Origin of the sequence: Corynebacterium sp. KPL2734 (genome assembly GCF_040225595.1) — a bacterium.
GTDB lineage: Bacteria > Actinomycetota > Actinomycetes > Mycobacteriales > Mycobacteriaceae > Corynebacterium > Corynebacterium rhinophilum.
Map to the genome: position 1 here is coordinate 1 of NZ_JBEHFO010000012.1, position 13664 is coordinate 13664.

Consider the following 13664-nt stretch of genomic DNA (forward strand, 5'->3'; position numbering starts at 1 on the left):
CGTGATGGTCGCCTTATTGTGCACCGGCACGAGGCTTACCACGGGTTACAGATACACCACACTAGCGGACGCAACCGAGGCCGTTGCTTCCGCGAACAATACACTGGATAGATGGATCGACATCAAAGAGTACCTGGCGGCATTTACCACAGGGTGAAATTACTTGTCCGGTAGGTCCATATATAGCGACTACTGCTTGGATGGGATCCCCTGGATAACTAGCGGCATGGTTTGCTAAAGCAGAGACTTCGCCACAGGGGCCACCAAGGAAATGGTGTGCGTTTAAACCGAGAACGTGTTTTCCTGATTTGGTCAGGAGAGCTGCGGCTACGGTGTGGTCACCTCCGTCTTGGAAACGCTGCGCATGGGCGGTTGCTTTGGCTGTTAATTCCCGAAGTTCGTTAGTAATCACGCTTTAATGGTAGTAACTACTAGCAGCTTCGATCTATTTAAAGCTAGGGGCCAATCAAACCGGGATTTCCTGGGTTTGCTCGATCGCAGGAAACCTTAGCTCCGAAGCGTCACTTGGTTTATTCTTCTTAGGATTAGCAGAGTGTAATTAAAGTGGCCCGATGGAAGCATCTCAAATCCTATGCTCGAAGGCTGGGCTGCAGAAAATGCTAGGCAACTCCCAGGGTATTCAGGCATTCAACTTTCCCTTGGGTTTATTGAGTATATTCACAGAGTATGCGGCTTGGCCTTAATAACGGTCGGAAGAGTAGCTTGACCCGCAATGATCTGTGCAAAATCAGTATCCATAGAACGAAGTAAGCGTATCGCGTAGCGATGCGCAGACCAGAGACGATTAATATCGAGCATTGGCCGTAGATGAGCAGCTCGGTTTCTCATCCACCGCAGTTCATGGGCATAGCGATATACCGCTTCACGTCGAACGCCGTGAAATCCCGATGACAGTGCTGAGTTCCAGATTTCGACGCGTTTGTTGCGAGGACCAGCACTCGGAGAGGGAAGAATGCTAGTCCATGATCCGAAGTTCAAACTCGCCACCAAATCATCGTGAGTTGGCGGAATGGACTTCACCGAACGGCTACCAGGATGAGGTTTAGCATAATTATCTAGGGCCTTCTTCTCCCACCACTTTGGATATAGATCTGCAGTATTTCGAGGTTGCCATGAAGCAGGAATATTGGGGCGAACTAGATGTTGCAAAATCTTTGGAGCCGGATTCACAATCCAATCTTCATGACCTCCGAGAGCAGCATTCCATTTACGGAGACGCATATCGATTGTCTCGCGGAGCAAGACTTCGACTATCCCCGTTAGCTCGGTAACCGCGCTGGAAGCTTGTATATTCCATAGATAAAGCTGAGCTGCCTCAACAAGCCCTAGCGTGGCTTGCTTATATGTCTGGAAGCGCGCAGGAGGGATAGCCTGCTCTATTTGCCTAGCCGCACGATATGTCAGTTTAGGCATAGCACACTTGCCTTTCCTTTAGGATAGGTATAATATTTTGGCTATAAAGCGGGACAGTACCCGCAGCTACAGAATACCGGCGCTGAGAGGCTATCTCAGGGCCGGATTCTTTTTATAGGTGGGGAAGCGCAGGCTTAAACGAGGATTAAACGATATTTTGTAGGAATCGTTAATGTTCTCGGTCGATACAGCGTCATGGTGTGTACTTGCTGTCTGTGCGCTCTTTCGTTGCTTTGGCAGACATGGCTGGGCCAAATCGCGGGTAGCGGGCGGGATCGACTACCCTTGGCTAACGTGAACGAGCAGAAGAATACTGAAGTAAACGATGTCCCTGAGCAGCTGCGCATCCGCCGCGAAAAGCGCGACCGCCTGCTCGAATCCGGCGTGGAGGCCTACCCGGTATCCGTCGAGCGCACCATCGCGCTTAAGGAACTGCGCCATGATTTCCGCGTAGTGGCCGAGGGCGAAGAGCCGGGCAATGAAGAGGGCGTGACCTACCTGGAGCCCGGCGAGGAAACCGAGGTCACCCACGCCATCGCTGGCCGCCTTATCTTCATGCGCAATACCGGTAAGCTGTGCTTTGCCACCTTGCAGGACGGCGATGGCACCCAGATGCAGGCTATGCTTTCGCAGGCCAAGGTGGGCAAGGAGCGCCTCGATGCCTGGAAGTCCGACGTGGACTTGGGCGACTTCATCTCCGTTAGCGGCCACGTGGTTGCTTCCCGCCGCGGCGAGCTGTCCATCATGGCTGAGGAATGGACCATGGCGGCCAAGTCCCTGCGCCCGCTGCCGGTGTCCTTCGCGGATATGGCTGAAGATACCCGCGTGCGCCAGCGCTATAACGACCTCATTATCCGCGAAGAGGCCCGCAAGAACGCTATGGTGCGCGTGAAGGTCATGCGCGCGCTGCGCAATTACCTGGAAAGCCAGGACTTTGTAGAGATCGAAACCCCGATGCTGCAGACCCTGCACGGTGGTGCGGCCGCTCGCCCGTTTATCACCCACTCCAATGCGCTCGATATTGACCTCTACCTGCGCATTGCCCCGGAGCTGTACTTGAAGCGCGCCGTCGTCGGTGGCATCGACCGCGTCTTTGAAATCAACCGCAACTTCCGCAATGAGGGCGTGGACCGCTCCCACTCGCCGGAGTTCGCCATGCTGGAGACCTACGCCGCCTGGGGCGATTACAATGATTGCGCCCGCATGACCCGCGAGTCCATCCAGTCCGTGGCTCGCGAGGTCTTTGGTTCCACCACCGTCACGCTTGCCGACGGCACCGATTTCGACTTCGGCGGCGATCAATGGCCCGAAATCGAGATGTATCCTTCCCTGAATGAGGCCTTGCAGCGCAAGTTCCCCGGCCAGCCGGAGGTCACCATCGATACCGACGTGGAGACCCTGAAGGGAATTGCCAAGGTCATCGGCCTCGACGTGCCGAAGGGTGAAGGCTGGGGCCACGGCAAGCTGGTGGAGGAAATCTGGGAGGTCTTGTGCGAGGACCAACTGGAAGGCCCCATCTTTGTGAAGAACTTCCCGGTGGAGACCTCCCCGCTTACCCGCCAGCACCGTTCCGAGCCCGGCGTGACCGAAAAGTGGGACCTTTACGTGCGCGGCTTCGAGCTGGCCACCGGCTATTCGGAGCTTGTCGATCCCGTTGTCCAGCGCGAGCGCTTCGAGGATCAGGCCCGCCTTGCCGCCGGCGGCGATGAGGAAGCCATGGTCTTGGACGAAGACTTCCTCGCCGCGATGGAACAGGGCATGCCGCCCACGGCTGGTACCGGCATGGGCATGGACCGCCTGCTCATGGCCCTGACCGGCTTGGGCATCCGCGAGACCGTGCTCTTCCCGCTGGTAAAACCAGAACAGAAGTAGCCATACCCGGCGCCCACTCGGTGCCCGCCCACGCGGGCACACGTTAGCGCCCCGACACCGGCTGCAGCCTTCCTTTGGCTGCAGCCTTTTTGTTTACCCATTGCACCCGCCGCGTGTGCCTCGCAGCCCTAGTTGCACGCCTACTTCTGCCTAGTTCTATCGGTTTCACAAAAGTGCAACCTCCTCGGTGATATCTGAGCGAAAAATGCTACATCTCAGGGCCGAGTTTGCTCAGTTATCACCGAGGACCTATTGCATCGGAGGTTGCACAAAGGAGGTTGCGCATCAGAGGCTCCACAATCGAGGCCGAACGGAAGGCGTTGCGCATCGGAGGCCGCGCCGCGAAGAGCGAGCGACAAAGAATACCTAGTGTTCTCAGGCGCCATCTGTGGGAAGCGGCCCAGCGGAGGTATCGCCGCGCAGGCGCTTGATAATGTTTTCTGCAGAGATCAGGCACATCGGCACGCCGACGCCCGGCACGGCGGTCGCACCGGCGTAGTAGAGGCCGGCCACCTTGCGCGAGGCATTGCGCCCGCGGAAGAACGCAGATTGAAATAGCGTATGTGCTGGCCCCAAAGCGCCACCTGACCAGGAGTGATAGCGCTCGGCAAAATCGGCTGGTCCAAGGCTGCGCGTGATGGTGATTCGCTCGCGGAGGTCAGGAATATCGGCGGTGCGGGAAAGCTGGTCGAGGGCGGCATCGGCAATAGCAGCAACGCGCGGGGAAGCCTCGGGATGGTAGGCATCGCCGTGCCCGTAGGCTTCTGCAGCGGGGACGGGGATGAGGAAGAACAGATTTTCGTGGTCTTCTGGTGCGACATCCGCGTCAGTGGCCGAAACCTTCGAAATGTAGATGGACTCAGAGGCACCGAGGGGACGTTCCGTTTCCGGCGCGGAAAAGACCGCGCGGAAATCGGGGTCCCAGTCTTGGCTGAACAAAAAGGTGTGGTGAGCTAACTGCGGGAGCTTCCCCTTCACGCCGGCGAGTACCACCACGGTACCCAGCCCCGGATTGCGGCGGGCCCAGTAGCGCTCCGGATAGGTGCGCAGCTTCCGGGGCAGCAGCTGATTTTCGGTGTGGTGCAGGTCAGCAGCCGAGACCACAATATCGGCATCGATGTGCCCGTTCGTTGTGCGGACGCCGGTGGCGCGGGTAGAGGACCCACCGGTGGTGGTGATGGCGGTGACCTCTTCACCCAAACGGAAGGTGGCGCCGAATTTTTCTGCTTGGCGGCAAATGGCCTGCACCACTGCGTGGAATCCGCCGAGGGGGTAGCGCACACCTTCCACCAGGTCAGTATGGCTTAAAAGGGAATACAGCGCTGGGGCCGCGGCAGGCTCGGAGGAGAGAAAAACCGCTGGGTAGCTCAGGATCTGGCGCAGGCGCGTATCCGAAAATTGCCCGTTGACGTGTTTTTGCAAGCTAGTAGTAAGCAGCGCTGCAATCCGCGCTAGCCGATGCCGAATATCTGCATGCACCAAGTTCAAGGGCGCCGAAAATGTGGTGTACAAAAAGTGATCGAGCGCTACGTTGTAGGCGTCGCTGGCATCTGCCAAATAGCTGCGCACCTGGCTGCCCGCGCCTGGTTCTAGCGACTCGAAGAGTTGGGCCACGTTATCGGTCCCGGAATGTACATCCACGGGGGTAGGGCGCGAGCCGGTGCCAGTAGCGGATTCGGCGGGGCCGCCGGTATAGACGCGGTAATCCGGCGAGAGTCTCACTAGATCCAGTTCCTTTTCTGTCGAGGTGCCGCAGAGGGAAAAGAAGTGGTCGAAGGCATCCGGCATGAGGTACCAGGACGGTCCGGTATCCCAGCGGAACCCAGCCTCCGCATAGCTGCCCGCGCGCCCGCCGACCTCGTCTAGGGAGTCTACGACGGTAACTTCATAGCCCTCTTTTCCGAGGAGGGCAGCGGTGGCAAGGCCGGCGATGCCGGCCCCGATGACGACGGCGTGCATGATGTTCTCCTTAGGATTCAGTCTTCGGCGGGGTCCTTTACCTACGCGCGGTGCATTACCGCACCGCGCGCCTACGCACCGCACGCACCGCACGGGCGGCCAGCCACGCCTTGGTGCGATTCGGCACGGATATGCGGGTGGTTTTTAACTCCGCGGCGGGGGTAGCGGCGAGCCGGTTAGTGAGCTCGGCAAAGATATCGGCGGCGGCGCGCACACCGAAGCGGGCGGATAGCGGCAAGAGGTTAATGGATTCTTCGGCGGCAGCGAGATCGTGGCGGATATCGGCGATGAGCGCGGACTTGGCGGCCTCGGAAAGCTCTCCGCCAGCGGCCTGTGGAAAATAGGCCCGGCCCAGGACCGAGGAGTCCTCGCCTAAATCCCGCAGGAAGTTAATCTTTTGAAACGCTGCCCCCAAGTGGCGTGCGCCGCGGTCCATCGTGGCGCGGTCGGCGGCGGACACGGTTTCTTCCGCCAGGAAGACCTGCACGCACAATAAGCCGATGACCTCGGCGGAACCGTAGATATACTCGGCGAGTTCCGCGGCGGAATACTCCCGCTGGGAAAGGTCGGCGCGCATGGAATCGAAAAAGGCCACGAGGTGCTGGCGCTGGAAGCCACAGCGCCTAGCGGTAATGGCATAGGAGTGCACGACGGGATCGGTGTGCAACCTTTTCTCCGGCGCCGCTAGGATAGCGGCCTCGTAGGCATCGAGCGCGGCGGCAGCATCGATGCTGGCTTGGTGCGCGGTGCCATCGACAAGCTCGTCTGCGATGCGCACTACGGCATAAAGGTGGCGGATGTCTTCGCGCACCCGCCCGCGCAAAAGGCGCGTGGCCAGGGTAAAACTGGTGGAATACTGCCCCATAACCTGCGCGGCCGCGCGCGAGGCCGCCTGGTCATAGCGAGTCAACATACTTGCAAAAGTAGCACGCGCCTGAAACACCCTAGCGGTTGGTGGCCCGCGGCTGGCCCTCGGCAAAGCCGGCGGCCGATTGCACGCCCACGGTGGCGCGCTCGTGGAAGCTAGCCAGCGAATCGGCCCCGGCGTAGGTGCAGGACGAGCGCACGCCGGAGATGATGCGGTCCACCAAGTACTCCACGCCGCCGTGTTCCGGATCGAGGTAGATGCGGGAGGTGGAAATGCCCTCCTCAAACATCTCGCGGCGGGCGCGCTCGAAGGCCTCGGTGGCGGAATTGCGGCCGCGCACAGCCCGGCGCGAGGCCATGCCGAACGATTCCTTGTAGAACGAGCCATCGGCATCCTTGTGCAGGTCACCGGGGGATTCGAAGGTGCCGGCGAACCAGGAGCCAATCATCACATTGGACGCGCCCGCGGCCAGCGCCAGGGCCACGTCGCGGGGATCGCGCACGCCACCATCGGCCCATACGTGCGCGCCAACCTCGCGGGCTGCGGCGGCACACTCCAGCACGGCGGAAAATTGCGGGCGGCCCACGCCGGTTTGCATGCGGGTGGTGCACATCGCGCCGGGGCCCACGCCGACCTTGATAAGGTCCGCGCCCGCCGCGGCCAACTCGCGCACGCCGGCGGCGGTGACCACGTTTCCGGCGGCAATCGGCAGGCCCAGATCCAGGGCCTTGACCTTGCGCAGCGCCGCCAGCATGCTGTCTTGATGCCCGTGGGCGGTATCGATGACGAGGACGTCAGCGCCGGCATCGGCAAGCGCCCGCGCCCTGCCCTCAACGTCACCATTGATGCCCACCGCGGCACCGATGTGCAGGCGCCCTTGCTTGTCGATGCCCGGCTTATACATCGTCGCCCGCAACGCACCCTTGCGCGTCAAAATGCCGGCCAGCGTGCCATCCGGGTTGACCACCGGGGCGAGCTTGCGCGAGGTTGCGCGCAGGCGGGTAAAGGCCTCCTGCGGGTCGATGCCCACCGGTAAGGTGACCAAATCCGTGGTCATGAGCTCGCCCACGGCGGTAAAATTATCCTGCCCGCGCAGGTCCTTCGGCGTAATGATGCCCACCGGCAGCGCGCCGTCGACCACGATGGCCGCGCCGTGGGCGCGCTTGTGCAAAAGGTTGCTGGCATAGCCCACCGTGTGGTGCGGCTTGATGGTGATTGGGGTGTCATAGACCAGGTCAGCGGCCTTTACCGAGGCGATCGTCTCCGCCGCGGCCTCCAGGCTGAGATCCTGCGGCAGGATGGCCATGCCGCCGCGCCGGGCGATGGTCTCTGCCATGCGGCGGCCGGCCACTGCGGTCATATTCGCCACGATGAGCGGGATGGTATTGCCCGTGCCACCGGCCGCGGTGAGGTCGACCGCCTGCCGCGAGCCAACATCCGAGTGATTCGGCACCATAAATACATCCGAGTAGGTCAGCTCGTAGGGTGGGCGGGAATCATTGAGGAAATGCACTGTGGGATTGCCTAACGTGAATCGAGGGTGCGGTAGAAGACATCTAAATCATACGCCCCAAGTTTTGCCGGTTAAGCCAACTCAGTATCCTGATTTGGTGTCTCAGAATCCCGCTCCGAAAATCTCCGCAGAGGTCATAGCCAACCTCACCATCTTGGTGCTCTCCGCGATGGTGATGATCCTGAATGAAACCGCGCTTTCGGTGGCGCTGCCCACCATCATGGCGGATTTCTCCATCCCGGCGACCTCCGCGCAGTGGCTGCTGACCGGCTTCTTGCTCACCATGGGTGTGGTCATTCCCACCACTGGGTTCCTGATGGATAAATTCACCACCCGGCAGATTTTCGGTGCCTCCACCGGCGTTTTCCTGACGGGCACGGTGCTAGCGGCCCTCGCCCCGGCCTTTGGACTGCTCCTGGCCGGCCGCGTGCTGCAGGCCGCCGGTACCGCGCTGATGATTCCCACCCTTATGACCGTGGCCATGACGCTCGTTCCACCGCAACGCCGCGGCACCGTCATGGGCATTATCACCGTGGTCATCTCCGTGGCGCCGGCCCTGGGCCCTACCGTCGGCGGGTTTATTTTGAGCATGGCGACCTGGCACGTCATCTTCTGGACCATGGTTCCGCTCATCGCCGCCATTAGCATCGCCGGTTACTTCCGCCTGGTCAACGTGGGCGAGCGCAGGGATACCCCGCTCGATATTCCGTCGGTATTCTTATCCGCCCTGGCCTTCGGCGGGCTCATTTATGGCCTATCGTCCATCGAAAAGATGGTGGAGGGCGGCTCGCTTGCCGATGCCCTCCTACTCCTCCTCGGCATCCTCGCCCTCATTACCTTTACCGTGCGCCAACACCGGCTGGCCAAGGTAAACCGCGCGCTATTGGACCTGCGCCCGTTCAAGGTCCGCAATTTCACCCTCGCGGTTATCGCCATGCTGCTCATGTTCGCCCTGCTGCTGGGCACGGTGAATATCCTGCCCATTTATCTGCAGAGCTCGCTGGCGGTATCCTCGCTGGTCACCGGCCTCGTGGTCATGCCGGGCGGCCTCTTGCAGGGCGGGATATCCCCGATTGTGGGGCGGATTTATGACGCCCTTGGCCCCCGGCCCCTGTTGATTCCCGGCGCCATCATGTTTTCTACCGGCATTTGGCTGATGACCCTGCTGACAGAAAACAGTGAGGTGTGGATGGTTATTGGCATGCATATCCTGTTCGCCGTGGGCATCGCGCTCATGATGACCCCGCTGATGACGGTCTCGCTGTCCTCGCTTCCCGATGACCTCTACTCCCACGGCTCTGCCATCTTGAATACGCTGCAGCAGCTCGCCGGCGCGGCGGGTACCGCCTTCCTCGTGGCCTTTTTGACCAGCGGCACCAAGTCCGGCCAAGCCGAGGGCATGAGCGAGGCCGCCGCCACCGCCCAAGGCGCGCACTGGGCCTTCCTTTTCGCCGGCGTGCTCTCGCTTTTCGTGCTCGTGCTAGCGCCGCTGCTCAAGCGCGTGCCCGCCGCCGACTAGCGCCGTGACGTTGCACGGCGCCCGACGCGCCGCGCGGAGTAACCCCTGCCGGGAGAGCGCGGACCGGTCAGCCTCGCCAGCTCTCCTCCGGCGCCTACTGCGCGCACAGCGGTAGCTTTAGCCGCGCGGATTCGGCATCATCGCCCCACACCATGAAGATGGACTGGGTACCTTCCACGGCCATAACGTAGGTCTGCGGATCCGTTGAGGCCTCGTAGCTTTGGATGGTGCACTTATCGTTGGATAGCTCTACTGGGTCAGTGTTTGGGAGGACCGCATCGCGCTCTTCCACACTGGGGTAGTAGGCGGCGGTGTAGTCGAAACCGTCTCCCGAGCAGGTGATCTTCGCTTCTTGTCCATCCTCTGGGGAGCGGGAGGAACACTCTGCACCGAGCGCGCCGTCTTGGCCGCTGCGCGAGCCGATCAGGCTCGGATAAGCATCCGCCAAGTTCTTTTCCTTGTCATCCCAGCTGGGGTAGGACAGGAAGAACCACAACGCGCCCGCGGCGGCCACCGCGATGACGGCCAAAACAGAAATGAGCGCGATGAGCCCGCCCTTGCCCTTCTTCTTTGGCGGGGCCGCATTCATCGGCGGTACCGGCTGTTGCTGGTACTGCGGCTGATATTGCTGTTGATACTGCGGCCCGGCCTGGTTCTGCGGTGGGAACTGCTGCTGCGGTTGTGGCGGGAACTGTTGTTGCGGCTGGGACTCGGGCTCTGCGGCCTGCACCGGCGGGAATTGTGAGGTATCGAGATCTCGCTCGGGGCGCAGCGCCTTAACGACCTCTTTAGCGCTCGAGAAATCCTTGTCCGGTCTAAAAGAAGGACACGTGGCGGTAACGAGTTTTTGGAAGGCGCGGACCGCATCGGCACCCGTCGCGCTCTTCGCCTTTTCCGAATCTTTCTCGGCGGTTTCCTCCGACGATTTCTCCCCATCGTTCTCGGCGGTTTCCTCCGCCGTGCTGGCACCGCCTGGGCCAGCGGCGGCGAGGACGGCGACCTCTTTATCCTCATCCACGAAAACGCGCTCGGCCTTGAGTCCATGGACGGCGAAATCCGCGCGGTTGCGGCTAATCAGGAAATCCACCGCTCCGGCCACGGGGGTGAGGATTTCTTGGGTGCGGGGTTTGGTGGGGGCATCGGCAAGCGCGGGCAAGGCTGTGCCCTTACAGCCCTTGCGGACCAAGAACTCCTGGCCATCCGCGGTGGTGCCAGAACCCACCAGGGCGGCGAGCGCGGGATGGTGCAGGCCGTGCAGGGCAGTAGAGGCCTTGACGATGCCCTCTACCCCCGCCGCGAAGATCTCCACCGTAAATTCCTCGTGCGTGGAACCGTCCTCCACGGCAAAAAGGGTGGAATTGGGCCCCTCATCGAGCACTGCCTTTTCGTGCAGGTTGTGCTGGGAGGCAAAGAATTCGGGAAGGTGCGGCACGGCTATTTTATTCCTTTGTATCTACGAGACGACAGGGAGAATGAAGAAGATTCTAGGGCAAAAAGGCCCTGTTCGCTACCGGCGTACACCCATGTGAGCTGCGAGTATGGGCGGTTTGGGCCGTTTATAGGGCAATGGGGACCAAAAAGAGGAAATCCTTTGGGGTGTGCGGCGTTACAGTGGGTACCACATTAGAAGCGAAAGTTTAGGGGAGTCATGTTCGAGAGGTTTACAGACCGTGCTCGTCGCGTCATCGTTTTGGCGCAAGAAGAAGCACGCATGCTTAACCACAACTACATCGGAACCGAGCACATCCTGCTCGGCCTTATCCACGAGGGAGAAGGTGTAGCTGCCAAGGCTCTAGAGTCCATGGGCATTTCCTTGGAGGACGTGCGCCGTGAGGTAGAGGAGATCATCGGCCAGGGCAGCCAGCCGCACACCGGCCACATTCCTTTTACCCCGCGCGCTAAGAAGGTCCTTGAGCTGTCCTTGCGCGAGGGCCTGCAGATGGGTCACAAGTACATCGGCACGGAGTTCCTCCTGCTCGGACTTATCCGTGAGGGCGACGGCGTTGCCGCACAGGTGCTGACGAAGCTCGGCGCTGATCTGCCGCGCGTGCGCCAGCAGGTTATCCAGCTACTGTCCGGCTACGAGGGCGGCCAGCAAGAAGGCGGCGGCGACTCGAACCAGACCCCAGGCCCCATCGGCGCGGGCGCAGGTTCCGGCGCCGGTGCCGGCGGACGCGGTGGTTCCGGCGGCTCGGGCGAGCGCTCCAACTCGCTCGTGCTGGACCAGTTCGGCCGCAACCTCACCCAGGCAGCCAAGGACGGCAAGCTAGACCCCGTCGTTGGTCGCGAGTCTGAGGTTGAGCGCATCATGCAGGTACTCTCCCGTCGCACCAAGAACAACCCGGTGCTCATCGGTGAGCCCGGTGTTGGTAAGACCGCTGTGGTTGAGGGCTTGGCGCTGGACATTGTCAACGGCAAGGTCCCAGAAACCCTTAAGGACAAGCAGCTTTACTCGCTTGACCTGGGTTCTTTGGTCGCCGGTTCCCGCTACCGGGGTGACTTTGAGGAACGCCTGAAGAAGGTTCTTAAGGAAATTAACCAGCGCGGTGACATCATCTTGTTCATCGACGAGATTCACACCCTCGTCGGTGCCGGTGCCGCCGAAGGTGCCATCGACGCTGCTTCGCTGCTCAAGCCCAAGCTGGCCCGAGGCGAGCTACAGACCATCGGTGCTACCACCCTGGATGAGTACCGCAAGCACATCGAAAAGGATGCCGCGCTGGAGCGTCGTTTCCAGCCGGTGCAGGTCGATGAACCTTCGCTGGATGATACTTTCCTCATCCTGAAGGGCCTGCGCGATAAGTACGAGGCGCACCACCGCGTGTCCTACACCGATGAGGCACTGCACGCTGCCGCGCAGCTGGCGGACCGCTACATCAATGACCGCTTCTTGCCAGATAAGGCCGTCGACCTCCTCGATGAGGCCGGTGCCCGCATGCGCATCAAGCGCATGACCGCCCCGAAGGGCCTGCGCGAGGTCGATGACCGCATCGCAGAGGTTCGCCGGGAAAAGGAAGCGGCTATCGATGCCCAGGACTTCGAAAAGGCCGCCGGCCTGCGCGATGACGAGCGCAAGCTGGGCGAAGAGCGCTCCGAGAAGGAAAAGCAATGGCGCTCCGGTGACCTAGAGGAAATCGCCGAGGTAGGCGAGGACCAAATTGCTGAGGTCTTGGCGCACTGGACCGGCATCCCCGTGCTGAAGCTGACGGAGAAGGAATCTTCCCGCCTGCTCAACATGGAAGAAGAGCTGCACAAGCGCATCATTGGCCAGGACGAGGCGGTCAAGTCCGTCTCCCGCGCCATCCGCCGCACCCGTGCAGGCCTCAAGGATCCACGCCGTCCTTCCGGTTCCTTCATCTTCGCCGGCCCGTCCGGTGTGGGTAAGACCGAGCTGTCGAAGTCGCTGGCTAACTTCCTCTTCGGTTCGGATGATGACCTCATCCAAATCGATATGGGCGAGTTCCACGACCGCTTCACCGCCTCCCGCCTCTTCGGTGCTCCTCCGGGATACGTTGGCTACGAAGAGGGCGGCCAGCTGACCGAGAAGGTTCGCCGCAAGCCATTCTCCGTGGTGCTTTTTGATGAGATCGAAAAGGCCCACAAGGAGATCTACAACACCTTGCTGCAGGTGCTGGAAGATGGCCGGCTTACCGATGGCCAGGGTCGCGTCGTCGACTTCAAGAACACCGTCCTCATCTTCACCTCGAACCTGGGTACCCAGGACATCTCGAAGCCGGTGGGCTTGGGCTTTACCGGCGCCAGCGAGAACGATTCGGACGCCCAGTACGAGCGGATGAAGGCAAAGGTCAACGACGAGCTGAAGAAACACTTCCGCCCCGAGTTCCTGAACCGTATCGATGACGTGGTGGTCTTCCACCAGCTCACCCGCGAGCAGATCGTGCAGATGGTTAACCTGCTCATTGACCGCGTGGGTACCCAGCTGGAGGAGCGCGATATGGGCATCGAGCTCACCGATAAGGCCCAGAACCTCCTGGCCCAGCGCGGCTTCGACCCGGTTCTTGGTGCTCGTCCGTTGCGCCGCACCATTCAGCGCGATATCGAGGACCAGCTCTCGGAGAAGATCCTCTTCGGCGAGATTGGCGCCGGCGAAATCATCTCGGTCGACGTCGAAGGCTGGGACGGCGAGTCCAAGGACGACTCCGGCGCTACGTTCACCTTTACCCCGCGCCCGAAGCCGCTGCCGGATGACATCGATGAGCCTTCGCTTGCCGATGCCTCCGTCCGCGACAACGATCCCTCCGACGGTTCCGATTCGGATAACTCCGATTCCGATTCCAACGACGACAACGGCGACGGCAACGGTCCAAAGGACGGCGGTTCCGGTTCCGACAATGACGGCATCGACACCAACGGCGAGCCGGATGTCATTTCGCCGGATGTGCCATCGGAAAAGCTGGGCCCCGGTAACTCCGACGACGATGGCAAGAACCCGCCACCAGCAGGCGCTGGCCAACCGATGTAACTAATCGGCTCGGCTC

Annotated in this window: 9 protein-coding genes; 3 read left to right on the top strand and 6 right to left on the bottom strand. The window is 61.0% G+C overall.

Annotated elements, in window-relative coordinates; all coding sequences use genetic code 11:
- Positions 1-61: 61 nt before the first annotated feature.
- Together ABRP88_RS08305 and ABRP88_RS08310 are read right to left on the bottom strand one after the other, a co-directional pair.
- Positions 62-412 (bottom strand): hypothetical protein, encoded by a 351-nt coding sequence (locus ABRP88_RS08305; RefSeq protein WP_502879884.1) that lies wholly within the window; start codon positions 410-412, stop codon positions 62-64.
- Positions 413-678: 266 nt separating this feature from the next.
- Positions 679-1434, bottom strand: a complete 756-nt coding sequence (locus ABRP88_RS08310) for a hypothetical protein (protein WP_349836921.1) — start codon at positions 1432-1434, stop codon at positions 679-681.
- 294 nt (positions 1435-1728) lie between these two features.
- Here ABRP88_RS08310 and lysS point away from each other — a divergent pair, with 294 nt between their 5' ends.
- The gene (gene lysS, locus ABRP88_RS08315) at positions 1729-3306 is read left to right on the top strand and encodes a lysine--tRNA ligase (protein ID WP_349836922.1); all 1578 of its coding nucleotides are present in this window, start codon (positions 1729-1731) and stop codon (positions 3304-3306) included.
- A gap of 375 nt (positions 3307-3681) precedes the next feature.
- Here lysS and crtI read toward each other — a convergent pair whose 3' ends face one another.
- The 3 genes from crtI to ABRP88_RS08330 are packed head-to-tail and all read right to left on the bottom strand — an operon-like array spanning position 3682 to position 7646.
- Positions 3682-5265 carry a phytoene desaturase family protein gene (gene crtI, locus ABRP88_RS08320; RefSeq protein WP_349836923.1) on the bottom strand — a complete coding sequence of 528 codons (1584 nt, stop codon included), beginning with the start codon at positions 5263-5265 and terminating at the stop codon, positions 3682-3684.
- A 55-nt stretch (positions 5266-5320) separates the two neighbouring features.
- On the bottom strand, positions 5321-6178 hold the full coding sequence (locus ABRP88_RS08325; RefSeq protein WP_349836924.1) for a phytoene/squalene synthase family protein: 858 nt from the start codon (positions 6176-6178) through the stop codon (positions 5321-5323).
- Between the two features lie 31 nt (positions 6179-6209).
- Entirely contained in the window at positions 6210-7646 is a 1437-nt protein-coding gene (locus tag ABRP88_RS08330; protein WP_349836925.1) for a GuaB1 family IMP dehydrogenase-related protein, read from the bottom strand.
- A gap of 97 nt (positions 7647-7743) precedes the next feature.
- Here ABRP88_RS08330 and ABRP88_RS08335 point away from each other — a divergent pair, with 97 nt between their 5' ends.
- Positions 7744-9165, top strand: coding sequence for an MDR family MFS transporter (locus ABRP88_RS08335; RefSeq protein ID WP_284852294.1), 1422 nt, complete (start codon positions 7744-7746; stop codon positions 9163-9165).
- A gap of 94 nt (positions 9166-9259) precedes the next feature.
- Here ABRP88_RS08335 and ABRP88_RS08340 read toward each other — a convergent pair whose 3' ends face one another.
- Positions 9260-10597, bottom strand: a complete 1338-nt coding sequence (locus ABRP88_RS08340; RefSeq protein ID WP_349836926.1) for a serine/threonine protein kinase — start codon at positions 10595-10597, stop codon at positions 9260-9262.
- Positions 10598-10813: 216 nt separating this feature from the next.
- Between ABRP88_RS08340 and ABRP88_RS08345 the strand changes: the two genes are divergently transcribed.
- Positions 10814-13648 (top strand): ATP-dependent Clp protease ATP-binding subunit, encoded by a 2835-nt coding sequence (locus ABRP88_RS08345; RefSeq protein ID WP_349836927.1) that lies wholly within the window; start codon positions 10814-10816, stop codon positions 13646-13648.
- The last annotated feature ends 16 nt before the right edge of the window (positions 13649-13664 follow it).